The 16,029-nt window shown below is 70.9% G+C and carries 14 protein-coding genes; 6 read left to right on the forward strand and 8 right to left on the reverse strand.

Annotation, left to right across the window (positions count from 1 at the left end; genetic code table 11):
- The first annotated feature begins 501 nt into the window (after positions 1-501).
- Positions 502-2,298 (forward strand): carbohydrate binding domain-containing protein, encoded by a 1,797-nt coding sequence (locus ACIQG9_RS19090; RefSeq protein ID WP_400404024.1) that lies wholly within the window; start codon positions 502-504, stop codon positions 2,296-2,298.
- A gap of 66 nt (positions 2,299-2,364) precedes the next feature.
- On the opposite strand, the gene ACIQG9_RS19095 is transcribed toward ACIQG9_RS19090, so the two are convergent.
- Positions 2,365-3,450, reverse strand: a complete 1,086-nt coding sequence (locus ACIQG9_RS19095) for a peptidoglycan-binding protein (protein ID WP_400404026.1) — start codon at positions 3,448-3,450, stop codon at positions 2,365-2,367.
- Positions 3,451-3,704: 254 nt separating this feature from the next.
- On the opposite strand from ACIQG9_RS19095, the gene ACIQG9_RS19100 reads away from it, so the two are divergent.
- A complete protein-coding gene (locus ACIQG9_RS19100) occupies positions 3,705-4,721 on the forward strand; it encodes an RICIN domain-containing protein (RefSeq protein WP_400404028.1) in 1,017 nt (338 codons plus the stop codon).
- A 30-nt stretch (positions 4,722-4,751) separates the two neighbouring features.
- On the opposite strand, the gene nhaA is transcribed toward ACIQG9_RS19100, so the two are convergent.
- From nhaA to ACIQG9_RS19125, 5 genes are all read right to left on the reverse strand, one after another.
- Entirely contained in the window at positions 4,752-6,629 is a 1,878-nt protein-coding gene (gene nhaA / locus ACIQG9_RS19105; RefSeq protein WP_400404030.1) for a Na+/H+ antiporter NhaA, read from the reverse strand.
- Positions 6,630-6,634: 5 nt separating this feature from the next.
- The gene (locus ACIQG9_RS19110; protein WP_400404032.1) at positions 6,635-7,405 is read right to left on the reverse strand and encodes an SDR family oxidoreductase; all 771 of its coding nucleotides are present in this window, start codon (positions 7,403-7,405) and stop codon (positions 6,635-6,637) included.
- Complete coding sequence (locus tag ACIQG9_RS19115; RefSeq protein WP_400404034.1) at positions 7,402-8,235, reverse strand: SDR family NAD(P)-dependent oxidoreductase; 834 nt, start codon at positions 8,233-8,235, stop codon at positions 7,402-7,404. The genes ACIQG9_RS19110 and ACIQG9_RS19115 overlap by 4 nt, the downstream gene beginning before the upstream one ends.
- A complete protein-coding gene (locus ACIQG9_RS19120) occupies positions 8,232-9,011 on the reverse strand; it encodes an SDR family NAD(P)-dependent oxidoreductase (protein WP_400404036.1) in 780 nt (259 codons plus the stop codon). Before ACIQG9_RS19120 ends, ACIQG9_RS19115 begins: the two co-directional genes overlap by 4 nt.
- Positions 9,012-9,236: 225 nt before the next feature.
- On the reverse strand, positions 9,237-9,563 hold the full coding sequence (locus ACIQG9_RS19125) for a hypothetical protein (protein WP_400404038.1): 327 nt from the start codon (positions 9,561-9,563) through the stop codon (positions 9,237-9,239).
- Between the two features lie 376 nt (positions 9,564-9,939).
- Here ACIQG9_RS19125 and ACIQG9_RS19130 point away from each other — a divergent pair, with 376 nt between their 5' ends.
- Entirely contained in the window at positions 9,940-10,983 is a 1,044-nt protein-coding gene (locus ACIQG9_RS19130) for an MBL fold metallo-hydrolase (protein WP_400404040.1), read from the forward strand.
- 59 nt (positions 10,984-11,042) lie between these two features.
- On the opposite strand, the gene ACIQG9_RS19135 is transcribed toward ACIQG9_RS19130, so the two are convergent.
- Positions 11,043-11,948, reverse strand: a complete 906-nt coding sequence (locus ACIQG9_RS19135; protein ID WP_400404042.1) for an AraC family transcriptional regulator N-terminal domain-containing protein — start codon at positions 11,946-11,948, stop codon at positions 11,043-11,045.
- A gap of 157 nt (positions 11,949-12,105) precedes the next feature.
- Between ACIQG9_RS19135 and ACIQG9_RS19140 the strand changes: the two genes are divergently transcribed.
- The 3 genes from ACIQG9_RS19140 (at position 12,106) to ACIQG9_RS19150 (ending at position 14,750) form a co-directional block, all read left to right on the forward strand.
- Complete coding sequence (locus ACIQG9_RS19140) at positions 12,106-12,411, forward strand: putative quinol monooxygenase (protein ID WP_400404044.1); 306 nt, start codon at positions 12,106-12,108, stop codon at positions 12,409-12,411.
- Positions 12,412-12,457: 46 nt separating this feature from the next.
- Positions 12,458-13,426 (forward strand): alpha/beta hydrolase, encoded by a 969-nt coding sequence (locus ACIQG9_RS19145; RefSeq protein ID WP_400404046.1) that lies wholly within the window; start codon positions 12,458-12,460, stop codon positions 13,424-13,426.
- Between the two features lie 430 nt (positions 13,427-13,856).
- The gene (locus tag ACIQG9_RS19150; protein WP_400404049.1) at positions 13,857-14,750 is read left to right on the forward strand and encodes an AraC family transcriptional regulator N-terminal domain-containing protein; all 894 of its coding nucleotides are present in this window, start codon (positions 13,857-13,859) and stop codon (positions 14,748-14,750) included.
- 58 nt (positions 14,751-14,808) lie between these two features.
- Here ACIQG9_RS19150 and ACIQG9_RS19155 read toward each other — a convergent pair whose 3' ends face one another.
- Positions 14,809-16,011, reverse strand: a complete 1,203-nt coding sequence (locus tag ACIQG9_RS19155) for a DUF418 domain-containing protein (protein ID WP_400404052.1) — start codon at positions 16,009-16,011, stop codon at positions 14,809-14,811.
- Between the last annotated feature and the right edge of the window lie 18 nt (positions 16,012-16,029).

Below are 16,029 nucleotides of genomic sequence, written 5' to 3' on the forward strand. Positions count from 1 at the left end.
AGTAACGTGTCGCGTGAGTAAGGACCGTACCGTCGATCAGTCGTTGGTCAAGAAGCCGTTGCGGGGTATGCACTCATTTGCGCAAACGACTTTGAGTCTTTACCTTCGCGTGATCGCAGGTCACGACAGGCGTAGGACCCGCCGGTCCAATCTTTCGCCACTCGTCGGATGCCCGGTCCGCGCGGGACACCGTAGCGTCGATGCCGTTCCCCTCGCCCGGGTTGGTCACCGAACGTCAAGGCTGGGCGAGTGCTACGGGCGTGACCCGGGGCCGACCTGCCGGCCCGGGACCGACGCCGTGGCAGGGTGACCACCGCGCCAGCAACGCCACCGGTCGGAGTCGCCGAGTGGCACCGGATCCACCCGCCCGCCGCCCGCCGCTGTGCGGCACCGGTCCGAACGGCTGTTCGGCGGCTGCGAACAGGGCGAACGCTCCTACGGTGAGCTGATCCTGACGGCAACGACCTGGTCGTCGCCGCTCCCGGACCGGAAAGGCTCCCGATGACCCCACCGATCGGCCCGCGCCACCCCACCTCCGCACGGCAGCTCCGACGGCTGCTCGGCATGGTGCTGGCTGTCCTGCTCGCCAGCACCCTCGCACCCCTCGTCCGCTCCGCGCCGGCCTCCGCCGCGCCGGGCAACCTGATCCTCAACGGCACGTTCGACAACGGCAGCACCGCGCCCTGGTGGACCCGGCTCGCCGCGACCAGCACGACGGTCGACGCGGGGCAGCTACGCATCCGCACCGCCGGACCGGCCAGCAAACCCACCTGGGACGACCTGGTCGGCCACTTCGAGTTCGGGGTGACCGCCGGCCAGCCGTACCGGTTGCAGTTCGACGCCTCCGCCGACGTCAGCCGCACCCTCCGCGCCTCGGTCTCCCGGGTGAACACGCCCTTCACCTCGGCCGTCGACCAGACCGTCGCGCTCACCACCACGATGCGCCGGTTCACCTTCGACTTCACCTCCCCGTTCGGTGACCCGCAGGCGGTGCTCCTGTTCCACCTCGGCGCGCACGCGGCCTCGACCGTCCGGCTGGACAACATCGCGCTCACCCCGCTGCCCATCGACCCGGCCACCGACCCGATCCTGTACTGGAACGGCATCCTGCTCGACACCTACCGGGCGCTGGACCTGCCGCCGACCGCCTCGTCCCGCGAGGCGGCCATCCTGCACGGGGCGATGCACGACGCGGTCGTCTCGGTCACCGGCGTCGGCAACCCCTACCGGGTGCGGGTGCCCGTCAGCTATCCGGGCACCATGGACAACGTCGTGGCGCCGTCGCTGCACGCGGCCGTCGACCGGGCCGCGTTCGACGTGCTGACCGCCCTGTACGCCGACGACGGCCTCTCCTTCGACCAGCCGCTGGCTCGCGCCGGCACCCGCCGACCCTCCGGGGTGAACGCCGCCGAGGTGGCGCGGGGCGAGACGGTCGGCGCCGCGGCCGCCGCCGCCAACCTCCAGGCCCGCGCCAACGACGGATCCGGCGGCGGCGGCCCGTACCTGCCGGACGGGGTGGACGGGTCGTGGCGGCCGACCAACGGAAAGCCGGCGGTCACCCCGCACTGGGGGCTGGTCACCCCGTTCGCGCTGACCACCGGCCGGCAGTTCCGGCCCGGCCCGCCGGCGGGCGCCGCCGACTACGGCAGCCTGCTCGGCAAGCAGGAGTACCGCGACCAGGTCCAGGAGGTACGGGACTACGGTGGCAGGACGTCGTCGCTGCGCACCGCCGACCAGACCCAGATCGCGTTCTTCTGGGCCAACGACCTGAAGGGCACCTACAAGCCGCCAGGGCAACTGTTCGCGCACACCCGAATCGTGGCGGAGCAGCGGAAACTCGACATCCTGGCCAACGCCCGACTCTTCGGGCTCGTCGCGCTGGCCCTCGCCGACGCCGCCATCGCCGCCTGGGACGCCAAGTACCAGACCCCGATCGACCTGTGGCGACCGGAGAGCGCGATCGGCGGCGGTTGGGAGCCGCTGTCGCAGGATGAACTCGGCGTGTCGTTCTCACCGGCCTTCCCGGCCTACATCTCCGGACACGCCACCTTCGCCGGGGCCTGGGCGGCGGTGATGCGCAGGTTCTTCGGCACCGACACGATCAGCTTCGACGCCACCACCGACGATCCCCATGCCAGGGGCGTGGTCCGGCACCTGACCGGCTTCGACCACGCCGCCCGGGAGAACGCGCTGAGCCGGATCTACCTGGGCGTGCACTACCGCTTCGACGCCGACACCGGCCTCGCCACCGGCGATTCCGTGGGTGCGTACGTCTACGCCAACCGACTGCGACCGTAGGTCGTCGCCGGTTGTACGGGGGGCTCCCTGCCCGGTCCACGACCGGGCAGGGAGCAGCGTGGTGCCCTACACCAGCACGCAGCGCCAGTGGTCGAAGTCGCTGGTACGCGACCAGACGTCCCGCGCCGCCCCGATGCTCCAGCCCGGATCCAACGCGGTCCGGCCGTCGACGCCGAGCCGGGACAACTCCATGTCGCTGAACTGGAACAGCCCCCAGCGCCGCGATCCGTCCGCGAGAACCTCGATATGGTACGGGTCCAGCCCGGACAGGCACCGCGCCAACCGCACCGCGCCGGCCGGGTCCTCCGGGAAGGTCTCCCGCAGTCGCTTGCTGATCCGGTCCTCCGACCAACCGGCCGGCACCACCGGATCGCCCGACAGCCCGTCGAGCAACCGCCCGTCCACGGTGCCGCTGACCGGCAGGCCACCGAGCGCCTGGACGGCCATCACCCGGCTGGCGGTGTCGGCGCCGAACCAGCCGTCCACCGGGACGCGCAGCCCGCCGGCCACCAGCCGCTCCTGGAGATCCAGCACGCAGGGGCCGTACATGCCCTGCCGCAGGACCAGCGGGCAGCCCTCGGTCGGCGCGGCGTGCTCGCCGCCACCGGCCACGTACGACAGCAGCGCCCCGGACCCGCCGACGGCCAGCGCGCCCGCCAGCGCGAGCACCGCCAGCCGCAGCCGTTTACGGGCCGGCCGGATGGCGCGGTGCGGCTCGGCCGGTGCCGGCCACGGCTCGACCGGGTCGACGCTCGCGGGCCCCGGCTCGGGAGATGTCGGGTCGGGAGATGTCGGGTCGGCAGAGGTCGGGTCGGCAGAGGTCGGCTCGGGGGGTGTCGGCGGGCCCTCCCAGCGTGCTGGCTCGCTCAGGCGCGCCTCGATGTCGCGCCGCATCCCGATCCACCGCTCGATGTCCGCTGCCGGCGTCCCGCACGCGGTTAGCAGCGCCACGACGGTCCGCTCCCGGGGCAGGGTGGTCCGCCCCAGCATCGTGGCGAGGGTGCTCGGCGGCAGCCAGTGCCCGACCGCCGAGGCCCGCCGGGAAAGCTCCCGGTAGGTCAGGCCGGAACACCGGCGCACCTGCCGGAGCAGCACGACGTACTCCCCCGCCGTGGTGGCCTGCGGCACCGGATCCCGAGCAGCGTCATCCATCGGATCTCCCCGTGTCGTTGATGTGGTCGGGCTCGGCCCGATACCGGACCGAGCCCGTCGGCCGTCCGCCGGCCAGCGGCGCGGCCATCGAAAAACGACGCTAGACAACCGGGTCGGCGAGGACAATCTCCTGGTCGGGCCGAAGCGGTGTCCGGGCAGGTCAGGGCGGCATGTCCGGGTCCTTGTCCGACCATCTCGGACAGTCGCCCGGCGGCGACTTGCCCCGATACCTCGGGTGTCTGGAGAATCGGGCGATGAACACGCGGGACCTTCGACCGGACGAGGCGGCCGACCCGGCCGAGTTCGTCGACCTGCTGCGCCGGCTCAAGGACCGGTCCCGCCTCACCTACCGACAGTTGGAGCAGCGCGCGGCCGCGGCCGGTGACCTGCTGGCCCGCAGCACCGCCGCCGATGTCCTGCGCCGGTCCACCCTGCCGCGACCCGAGGTGCTGGCCGCGTTCGTCCGCGCCTGCGGCGCAGAGGACCAGGTCGAGGTGTGGCTGCGGGCGCGGGACCGGCTCGCCGCCAGCGCATTCGCCCCGTACGAGCCGATCCCGCCCGCACCCGCGCCGGAACCGCCGCCGACCGGTGCCACCACGGGCGACGCGAGCCCGGTGGTACGACGATCCGGCGCGGCCCGGCGGCGCTGGTTCGCGCGACCCGCGCCGCTGGCCCTGCTCCTCGTCGGCATCCTGCTGGCCGCGCTCGCCGTCGGTGCCTGGATCCGCCGCCCCGACGACGGGCAGCCGGCGGCGGCCGGGCGCGCCGGTGCGACCACCTCGGCGAGCGGCAGCGCCCCGGCCGCGCCGAGCGGCGGACGGAGTCAGATCCGCCCCGCCCGATCCCCGCAACTCTGCCTCTCCGAGGGGCGGGACCGCACCGGCCGGTACCGCAGCGAGGTGGCGGTCCAGCGGCCCTGCGTCGGGGCCACCCCACCGGAGACCTACCTACAGCCGGTGGCCGACGGCCTGTACTTCATCAAGTGGGACCACCCGGCGCACGGGCCGGGCTGCCTCACCGTCCGCCGGGGGGATCCCGGCCGGCACCTGATCGAGCCCCGGATGGAGTGCCGCAGCGACTCCTGGGACCAACTGTTCCGCTTCGAGCCGACCGGGTCCACGCCGACCGCGTACCGCCTCCGGCCGGCGGGCAGCGACCTGTGCCTGGGCATCCGGGACGACGACAGCGAGGTGCCGGCCGAGGCGGCGGCCGAGCCGTGCACCGGTGGAGCGGACCAGGTGTTCCTGGTCGATCCGCTGCCCGAACGCTGACGGCCCACCCGGCCCACCACCACCGGGGGGTCAGTCGACGTCGGGTCCGCGCTCGTCGCGTCGCCGGGCCGCGTTCCGCGCCGCCGCCACCGCCGCGTTCACCGAGTCGGCGTCGATCGACCCCTCGTAGCGCAGGTTGTCGATGAAGTACGTCGGTGCCTGGTGCAGGTGCATCGCTTCCGCGTCGACAAGGTCCTCGTCGACCCGCTGGGCCCCGGTCGCGTCGCCCCAGTCACGTTCGAATCGCCGCAGGTTCAACCCGGCGCCGGCGGCAGCTCGGCGGATCTGTCGCTCGCTCTCGATCGGTGCTTCGCGGATGAGTTCGTCGCGCATCTCCCAGAATCGGCCCTGTCGGGCCGCCGCCTCGTTGGCGATGGCGGCGGACCGACCCAGCGGCTGATCGAGCGGGAGATGACGGAACGCGTACACGACCTCGCTGCCGAAGCGGCCTTCCATCTCGCGCCGCATCTCTCCAGCGGCAGGCGAGTACGGTGTGGCGTAGTTGCCGTACTCGACAACTGCCACCACGGCGCCGCCCAGGTCACCCAGCACGGGGTCGCGTGCCGGGTCGAGCGCCCTCACGAGGCGGTTCCGGTGCGGCGAGCGCCGCCGCTCGCGGGCGCTCATGATCGCGAAGGCGACGGCACCGAGGGCGGCGGCCAGCACGGTGGCGGCGATCACGCCGATCTGTCCCCGGCTGACGTCGACGGCGTCGTCGAACGCCAGCTCCGTGACGAAGAGCGAGATGGTGAAGCCCATTCCGGCGAGCATGCTCACGCCGACGATGTGGGACATCCGTACCGCCGGTCCGAGCGCGTCGGGCCGAACCCGGGTGACGATCCAGGTCGACACCGAGATGGCGACGATCTTGCCGACGACCAGACCAGCGATGATGCCCCAGGTGAGCCGTGAGGTGAACGCGTCGGCCAGCGACTCCCCGGTGACTCTCACGCCGGCGTTGGCGAGGGCGAAGATCGGCAGAATCAGCCAGGTGACGTACGGCGTCAGGGCCCGGTGGGCGCGCTCGTTGATCGAGACGGCTCGCGCGAGCGAGTTCTTGGCCGTCCGCGCGTAGCTGGCGGTCGGCGACATCTGGAACGCGCGGACGTGCCCCTGTGCTCTGCGCAGGTCGTCGAATCGGGTGGGGAAGATCGGCAGCAGTAGCGCGATGGCGACGCCGGCCAGGGTGGCGTGCACGCCCGAGAGGAAGAAGCCCACCCAGACGACGATCGACGGCAGCAGGTACAGCGTGCCGCGCCACACCCCGACGTACCGCATTCCGGCGATCATCGCGAGACCGCCCACCGTGATGAGCAACGGCAGCGGGCTGAAGTGGTCGGTGTAGGCAAACGCGATGACCCCGAGCGCACCGACGTCGTCGGCGACGGCGAGCGTGACGAGGAAGATCCGTAGCTGGGGCGGCATCACCCGTCCGATGAGGGCGAGCATGCCCAGCACGAAGGCCGTGTCCGTGGAGACCACGACCCCCCACCCGGCGACCGCGTCGGTGCCCCAGGTGACACCGACGTAGATCAGGGCCGGGACGACGAGGCCGGCGACGGCCGCGATGACCGGGACGCTCGCCCTCCGCCAGTCACGCAACTCACCCAGCTCGAGTTCGCGGCGGACCTCCAGCGTGACCTGCGCGAAGAATACGGCCATCAGCGCGTCGTTGACCCAGTGCCGCAGGTCGAGCTCGAACCTGGCACCCCCGAGTTCGAGGCCGAGCGGCAGATGCCAGAAGGATCCGTAGCTGTCTCCCGGAAGATTCGCCCAGACCAGCGCGACGACGGTGCCGGCGATCAGGATGACGGCGCCGCGCAGGGCCTCCGGGCTGCGCAGCAGACGGGAGATGGGGTCACGACGAGCCACCTCCGGGGAGTCGATCGTCGAGGCGGTCCTGGCCACGTGCGTCACACCGTCTCGGTGGGCAGGAGGAGCACTTCGGCAAGGTTCGCGCTCTGCGGCAGCGCCGCCGCGAGCGCGACCACCGCGGCGATCGCCGCTGGCTTCACCGCGGACGCGGCCCGTGCCTGCTGCTGGTCATGCGCGGGAGCGGACCCGTCGGGCTGCCCGTCGGACCGGTCGACCCCGAAAGCCGGCTCGATGATGTGGACCCGCATGCCCCGTGGCCCGTACTCGCGGCGCAGGGCGCGTGCGAGCTGCTTGATAGCCGCCGACAGGGCGTTGAACACCGCGAAACGCGGGGCGCGGACATCGGTGCTGACGGCGCCGATCAGCACGATGTCGGCGGGCGCCCCACGGTCCGCACTGTGCAGGAGCGGCTCGGCGAACGTCTGGGAGGCGTGCAACAGCCCACGGAGGTTCACGTCGATCATCTCGGCCCAGTCCGCCGGGATGCCCTCGCTGAAGGCGGAGCCGGTGATCACGCCCGAGGACACCACCAGAAGATCGATGTGGCCGAACCGCGTGACCGCCGCCGCCCGCACGTCGTCGACCTCAAGTTGGGAGGTGACGTCGGCGATCCTCGGCAACACTCGATCGCCCCCGCCGAGTTCGCGCTGGAGGGCGTCCAGGCGGTTGGCGTCCCGGCCGACCATGACGATGCTCGCGCCGGCCCGGACCAGTTCGTGGCAGATGGCTCGGCCGATCCATCCGGTCGCGCCGAAGACGACGGCGACCCGACCGGTGAGCAGGCCGGTGGTCGCGCTGCGCTCGCTCATCGGCCGCGTCCCGCGACCGCGAAGCGCAGGAGTCGCTCCCAGTAGAGGGTGGTGAGCTGCTCCCGGTTCGCGGGATCGGTGGCGTCCGCGCTGGGCAATACGACGCGGTCGTCTTCGAGGTAGGAGCCGGACGGGACGTCGGCGACCGTGGCGTAGAAGACCCGGGCCGCGCCCTGCCTGGGCGGACCGCCGATCCGGCCCATCATCGCCGCGCTGAGCGGAGTGTCGTTGAGCCCGGGGCAGAGGGCGACGACACTGACCGGCATCGACCGCAGTTCCTCCGCGAGCAGCGACGACCAGGTCACCATCGCGAGCTTCGCTCGGGCGTACGCGGCCACCGGCGAGTAACCGTGCGCCAGGTCGATGTCGTCGAAGTGGAACCGCTCGACGTGGTGCGCGGACGACCCCACGTTGACGATCCGTGCGCCGTCCGCCAGCGAGGGAACGAGCAGCCGGGTCAGCAGCGCCGGGGCGAGTGCGTTGACCTGTAGCGTCCGCTCGAATCCGTCGGTGGTGACGATCCGCTGGGGCGCGCCCGGGACGCCGGCATCGTTGATCAACAGGTCGATCGTCGACACCAGCGACCGGATCGAGCGGGCTGCCTCGACGACGTCGGAGAGCTGGGTGAAATCGGCGCCGACGTAGTGCACCTCGGCGGGGCCGGCCCCGCGGATCTGCGCGAGAACCCGCCCCACCGCTTCTTCCGGCTCCGGCCCGAGCACGATGAGCGTCTCGGAGATCGCCGCCAGCCGGTGGGCTGTCGCCTCGCCGATGCCGCTGGTGGCGCCGGTGAGCACCACCGTGCCGAACCGGTCGCTGGGCGTCTTCACAGCGCGTAGCCCCCGGCGACCTGGATGTCCTGCCCGGTGATCCACGCGGAGTCGTCCGAGGCGAGGAACGCGATGACCTTGCCGATATCCTCCGGCTCGCCGACCCGACCGAGCGCGGTCTTGGCAGCGATGCCGTCGATGATCTCCGGGTACTTCTCGAACGCGTCGTCGCTGATGCGGGTGCGGGTCGGTCCGGGGGCGATCGAGTTGACCCGGATGCCCCGGGGGCTCAGCTCCTTCGCGAGGAACCGGGTAGCGACCACCAGGCCGCCCTTCATCGCCGCGTATCCCGAGTAGCCGGCCTCGGTGTCACCGGGCCGTACCGAGCTGCTCGACGTGTTGATGATCGAGCCGCCGTCGTGGATCAGTGGCAGCAGCGTCTGGGTGAGGAAGTACGGCCCGCGAAAGAGTACGCGGTAGTACTGGTCGAACAGTTCCTCGCTCATCTCGGCGAACCCGCGGCCACCGCCGAAGCCGGCGTTGTTGACCAGCGAGTGGATCTTGTCGGTGCCCCACTCGTCGCTGAGGAGCCGCGCGAGCTGGCTCTTGAACGCGGGAAAGGTATCGCTCTGTCCGATGTCGAGAGGCAGTGCGACTGCGTGGCCGCCGTTGTCCCGAATGATGGAGACGGTCTGCTCCGCACCCTCGGGGCGGGAGTTGTAGGTCACCACCACTCCCATTCCGCGTGCGGCGATCTCGATTGCGGCGCTGCGTCCGATGCCGGCGCTCGCGCCGGTCACCACTGCTACTGCTGGGTTGGCTGTCTGCGTGTTCACCCCTTCAGACAACCCGATGGCGTTCTGGTGTGTTAGAGAAATTCCCCCGACTTCTTGCCTATTCCTCGCCTCCCACGCCCGCAGCGAAGTTGGCTACTCGGCATACCGGATACTCGTACCACGCGACGGCGGCCAGCGCGACCGCCAGGGGTCGGCGAGGTATCCCTTGGTACCGACGTCGGGGACCGGCGGACGTGGGCGTCCACCGGTCCCCGACGGGGTGGGTCAGAAGGCGCGGAAGCTGAGCCAGCGTCCGGCTTCGTAGTTGCGGAGCGTCCCCACCCCGGTCGCTTGACCGGTGCAGTCCGCAGTGAGGTAGAAGATGACGTCGCGGAAGCCGCTCCAACCGATGTGGCTGTCCGCCGTCGGAGGTAGCGCCGCGCAGGCGATGGGGGCTGGCGGGAAGTTCTTGACCTCGGTGGTGAACGTTCCGCTGTAGAAGGTGAGGCCCGATGACTGGGCCGAAGCGGGCGAAGCGACCAGGCCGAGCCCGGTTGCCGTGATGACGGACACGAGCAGCGTCGCACCGATCCTCATTGACGCTCTGGTCATGGACAACCTCCACTGCATCGACGTCGGACGAAGTGATGCACCACGTTTAGTTGATTGTGCAACCACCCTGACCCTGGAGGTACGGGTGCCGTGCAACGCAGCAGGAATGGGCAAGATACCGCCGCTTCTGGGCAAGGGATTCGCCGCTCGGACCGGCTACCTGTCGCACCCATGGCATCCCGGTGGACGTGGACCGTCACCGGACCGGCCGCCCCGTCGTCGCCGACTCCCAACCGGAGCAGGATCAGGCAAGAGCAGAGGAGTACTTCTATACCAATTCCTGCCACCCGGATGATTTCCTGGTTCTGTCGACAGCTCACGAAGCGCTCAGAACATCACCGCCACGAATGTCACCCGAAGAGTGGGGATCCACCACATGCTTGAGATCTTCGCTGCGCTGGGCGCCCGCCCGAGCGGCGCGCGGGCACTGCGCCTGCGGCAGTCGCCGCACTTTCGCGACGGCGCCTTCCGCAACACCACCCACACCCGTACCCTGCTGCCCCGCGAGGCCGTGGCCGCACTGCGCCGTTTCCTCACGCAACGCCACCAGCGCCGACTGTCCGGCGTGATCCCCGTGGACCGACCACCGACGCTCGGCGCCGCCTCCGATGGGCTGCATCTGACCTGGTACGGACACGCCACGGTGCTGATCGAGCTCGCCGGTCGCCGGGTACTGCTCGACCCGCTGTGGAGCGACCGGGGATCACCGGCCCCCGGCATCGGTCCGAAGCGGCTGCATCCGATGCCGGTGGCCTTGACCGACCTGCCCAGGCTGGACGCGATCGTCATCTCACACGACCACTACGACCACCTCGACATGCCGACGATCCGGGCGCTCGACCGCACCCAGGACGCGATGTTCCTGGTCCCCTTGGGCGTCGGGGCCCACCTGGAACGCTGGGGTGTGTCCGGTGCCCGCATCGTCGAGCTGGACTGGGACGAGAGCGCCGTGGTGGCCGGCCTCCGGTTCACCGCCACCGAGTCGCGCCACTTCTCCGGCCGCACGCTCGTCGGCAGCAACGACACCCTGTGGAGTTCGTGGGTGATCGCCGACGGGCAGCGGCGGGTCTTCTACACCGGCGATTCCGGCTATTTCGACGGTTACACCGACATCGGCGAACGGCACGGCCCCTTCGATGTGACGCTGATGCAGATCGGCGCCTACGACAATGCCTGGCCGGACATCCACCTGCTGCCCGAGCAGGCGGTCGAGGCGCACGTCCGGCTGCGGGGCAGCCTGCTGATCCCCGTACACTGGGGCACTTTCCACCTCGCGCCGCATCCCTGGGCGGAACCGGTCGAGCGGCTGTGGGCCGAAGCCAAGGCGCGGGATGTCGTGATCGCGGTGCCCCGCCCCGGCGAACGGGTCGACGTCGACGCCCCGCCCGAGGTCGACCCCTGGTGGCAGGCCCTGGCCTGACCGGGCAGCCGGGCTCCGGCCCCCGGGAAGACCGCGGCGGCCGGGGTGAGCGCCGGCGGTCAGACGACCGCCGGCACAGCGGCGCGGGTGAAGCCGCGCAGGCGGGCGGCGTCCTGACTGGGAGGCGCGCCGAACTGGCGACGATACTCACGGCTGAACTGCGAGGGGCTCTCGTAGCCGACGCGGATGCCCACCCCGGTGATGTCGTTGGGGTGGGTGGCGAGAAGGAGCCGCGCCTCCTGCAACCGGATCTGCTTCTGGAACTGGATCGGGCTCATCGCGGTCACGGCCTGGAAGTTGCGATAGAACGCCGACACGCTCATCCCGGACAGCCGCGCCAGATTCTCCACCCGGAACGACTGCGCGTAATGGTCGCGGATCCACCGCACCGCCCGGGCGATGTGGCTGAGGCTGCTGTCGCCCAGGCCGAGCTGCCGGACGGCGGCGCCCTGCTCCCCGGTGAGCAGCAGCCACAGGATCTCCCGTTTGATCAGGGGCGCGAGCACCGTCGCGTTCCGGGGCCGGTCCAGCAGCCGAAGCAGGCGGATCACCGCGTCACCGAGTTCGTCGGAAGCGTCGCTGACCACCATCCCCGACGGTGTCCCGCCGGCCAGCGGCGGGAGGTCGCCCGGCGCCGCCTGCAACAGCAACTCCGCGACCGTGGCCGGGTGCAGCACCAGCCCGAACCCCAGCGCTGGCGAGGCGGCACTGGCCTGGGTGAAGCGGCCGGTGACCGGCAGATCGACGGACGCGACAAGGTATTGGCCGGCCCGGTACTCGTACACGCGGTCGCCCAGCGCCATCTGCTTCGCGCCCTGGGCGATGAGTGCCAGCACGGTGCCCGACATCGAGGTGGTCGGCGCGGTCTCCCGCTCGACCTTCGAGATCAGCACCCCGTCGATGGCGGTGCTCATGTCCGGCCGGGCGTGGCGGGCCAGCAACGCCCGCAGCTCGTCAAGGTCCATGGCCCGATTGAAGCACGAAACTGATCCTCCCCACAATAGTAGGATCAGGCAAGTGGATGGGAACATCGATCTACTATTCCTGCTGGTAGCGGTGCTTTGATGGGTTCATCAATTCCCAGCGAGCCCATCACGGCTCGACGAATGAGGAGGCACCCCGATGACTGTCCGCCACGGCTTCCACGCCACCATGACCACCCAGCCGGGTAAGGCCGACGAGCTGATCGACCTGTTGCTCAACGCGCCGTCCCTGCCCCACGAGGACTGCATCGTCTTCCTGGTGTCCCGCTCGGCCTCCGACCGCGACGTCGTCCACGTGATCGAAGGCTGGACCAGCGCCGAGGCGCACAGCACGTTCTTCGCCAGCGAGCAGGCCCAGGCCCTGGTCGCGAAGCTCCAGCCGCTACTGGCCGGCGAGTCGACGTACACCGACGCGGTGCCGGTCGGCGGCAAGGCGACCTTCTGAGCCGACCGCCCCGATCACCCCGACCCGTGTCACCGAAAGGATCCCGATGAACTCCCCCCGACCGGGCATCGACCCCGAACTGCTCGTACCGCTGGCCGAACTGCCGCCCATGCCGCCCCTCGGCCCCGAGGCGATCGAACAGCTACGCCACTACCCACAACCGTCGATCGAGACCCACCTGGAAGGCCGCGCGGTCGAGCGGCGCGAGGTCACCGTCCCCGCCGCCGACGGAACCCCGATCCCGCTGTCCATCCTCAGCCCCACCGACCGTGCCGCCGGGGCGCCCTGCGTCTACTGGATCCACGGCGGCGGGATGATGTGGGGCGACCGCTTCTCGAACATCGACATCCCACTGGAATGGCTCGACCTATTCGGCGCCGTGGTGATCTCCGTGGAGTACCGGCTGGCCCCGGAAGCAACCGGTACGACCCTGGTCGACGACTGCTACCACGGCCTGCTCTGGGTGGCCGAGAACGCCGCGGACCTCGGCATCGACCCCGCCCGCATCGTCGTAGCCGGCGCCAGCGCCGGAGGGGGCCTGGCGGCGGGAGTCACCCTCATGGCTCGCGACCGTGGCACCCCGGCCATCGCCGCCCAGTTGCTGTCGTGCCCCATGCTCGACCACCGCAACACCACCACCTCCAGCCGTCAGTACAGCGGGCTAGACGGCGTGTGGACCCGGGAGATGAACGAATTCGGCTGGCGCAGCGTCCTCGGCGAGCACACCGGGGAGAACGTCTCCGCCTACGTCTCACCCGCGCTGGCGGACGACCTTTCCGACCTGCCGACCACCTACGTCGACGCCGGGACCGCCGAGGTCTTCCGCGACGAGGACGTCAGCTACGCGACCCGGATCTGGGCCGCCGGCGGCCAGGCCGAGTTGCACCTGTGGGCCGGCGGCTTCCACGGATTCGCGGCACTGTTCCCGCACGTCCGCGTCTCGGCCGCCGCCCGACGCACCCAGACCGACTGGCTCGCCCGAGTCCTGAACCCCAGCCCCGACACCAAGGACTGAGCCGGACCCCCGGCCGGCGCCCCACCGGCGTCGCGCCGGCCGAGGGCACCCGCGCCGGTCGCGGCATCCCGTCCGTGACCACTGGGCTGAGATCGCCGCGAACGATGACTGCCGGCCAGCGCGCGTCTCCGGTGCCGCCGCCCGGTAGGCGAGCAGGTTTGTGCAACACATCGCGAGCTTTGGACAACATCTTCGGCGCCGGGCGGTGGTTTCATGATCCTGAGCTGCGGAGGAAGGTCACATGCTGCGCGAGATCTGGCAGTTCGTCGACGCCCACCCCACCTGGCCCGCATCGCGCCCGGGGATCATCTGATGCCGTGGGAGGAGGCGATCGCCTGCGCCGGCGACCTGGACCGCCTGAGCGGCCCGGCCGGTCTCGACCTCGGCGGTGGCTCCGTCGCCGACACCGGTTCCGGGGTGGGACCCGTTCATGTCCCTTGACGAGTTACGCGACCTGCTCGTCCGGCACGCCCGACCGGACGTGCGGACGCCGATCGAGGACGTGCTGGTCTTCAAGGCTGAGCAGCCCTACCCGCCGACGCCGACGACGTACGGCAAGGTGCTGGCGCTGGTCGCCCAGGGGGCCAAACGGTTCGCCCTCGGCGACCAGGTCCACGAGTACCGGGCCGGGCAGTACCTCGTCGCGTCCATCGACCTGCCGGTGGCCAGCCATTTCAGCGAGGCGAGTCCGGACCTGCCGGGACTGGGGGTCGGGCTGACCCTGGACCCGTCCACCGTCGCCGACCTGCTCCTGCATGCGCCTCGGGCCGAGCTGCCGGACATCGGCACCGGGACGCCACCCGGCCTCGCCATCAGCACCGCTTCCCCTGAGCTGCTCGACGCCGTCATCCGGCTCCTGCGGCTGCTCGACACACCCCGCGACATCGCCGTGCTCGCCCCCTTGATCAAACGCGAGATCCTCTGGCGGCTCATCGTCGGCGACCAGGGTGCCGTCGTCCGCCAACTCGGCCTGGCCGACAGCAGCCTGATCCACATCGCCCGGGCCATCCGGTGGATCCGCGACAACTACCGGCAGCCGTTCCGCGTCGAGGTAGCGGCGCAGCTCGCCAGCATGAGCGTCTCGGCCTTCTACCGCAACTTCCAGGCGGTCACCGGGATGAGTCCCATCCAGTACCAGAAGCAGATCCGGCTCCATCAAGCCCGGTTGCTGCTCGCCCACTTCCCCAGCGACATCGCCGGCGTCAGCCGCCGCGTCGGCTACGAGAGCCCGTCACAGTTCAGCCGCGAATACCGTCGCCAGTTCGGCGCGCCGCCCAGCCGGGACGCCGACCGTCTCCACACAGTCTCCACCCTCCCACGCTGACCAGGCCGGGCTCACCAGCGCGCCGGATCGGCGAACCTCATCGCTCGCCGATCCTGCCCTATCGCCACCTGACGGTCCGCTTCCCGTGGGTCCAGGCGCGTAGCACCCCTTCGACGGGGCCGTACCGGAACCGCCGCAGCCACCACGAGCTGGCCAGCATCTGCGTCACGAAGATCAGCAGTGCGATCAGCAGCGTCTGTGCCGGTGCGGTGCGGCCGACCAGGCCCAGCCCGACGCCGGTGAAGACGAGCACGCACACGAGTGACTGGCCAAGATAGTTCGTCAGGGCCATCCGCCCGGCAGGCGCGAACGCGTCCGCGACGCGTGACCATCGCGTGAACAGGCGCAGCAGGGTCGCGGCGTAGGCCGCGGCCAGGAACGGCGCGGTGACGATGCTGACCATCAGCCCGGTCAGGTTCGCCGTGCCACCGCCGACCGCGAACACGATGGCACCGGCCAGACCGACCGGATACCCCACCCGCTCGCACCGACGCAGCAGGGTCCCGTGGGCGGGCACGGCGGCGAGGAGCTGATGCCTGCCGGCGGCGAGACCGACGAGGAACGCGGCGAAGGCGAGCGGCCCCTGCACGGCGAGGCCGCCGAGCATCGCCGGCATCGAGCGCAGGTGCTCCAGGACGACAGCACCGGGGCCGCCGCGCAGGGCAAGCGTCGAACGCGCGCCGTCGGTGAGCGCGGCAGCCTCGTCCGGGACCAGCGTGGCACCGAGGACCGCGGCGAGCCCGACCACGAATGCGATCACGCCCACGATGGCCGCCGCGGCGAGCAGCGCGGTGCGGGTCTCGATCCGCCGGACGGCGAACAGCACGAGACCGAGCAGCGCGTACGTGGTGAGGATGTCGCCGTGGAACAGCAGCACCGCGTGCAGCACGCCGAGGACGAACAACCCGGACAGCCGGCGCAGGAACGCCGGACCGAAGGCCACCCCACGTCGGGCCGCGGAGTCGAGTTGCAGGGTGAAGCTGTAGCCGAACAGGAACGAGAACAGCAGGTACGCCTTCATCGCGAACAACAGCTCCACCAGGCCGGCGACCAGCAGGTCGAGCGCGCCGCGCGCCGGATCGTCGACCAGGTGGAAGTCGAACCCGGAGCTGAAGAACGCGACGTTCACCAGCAGGATGAGCAGCAGCGCGCTCCCCCGCAACGCGTCCACCACGTTGATCCGGGCGCCGTCGGTCCCGGTGTCCTCGGACGACGATCCCGGTCGGCGGTGGCCCTGCCGGTCAGATCGGATCACATTCATGGCGGTAAGCCTCCGACC

It is taken from the genome of Micromonospora sp. NPDC092111 (genome assembly GCF_044755745.1).
Classification (GTDB): Bacteria; Actinomycetota; Actinomycetes; order Mycobacteriales; family Micromonosporaceae; genus Micromonospora.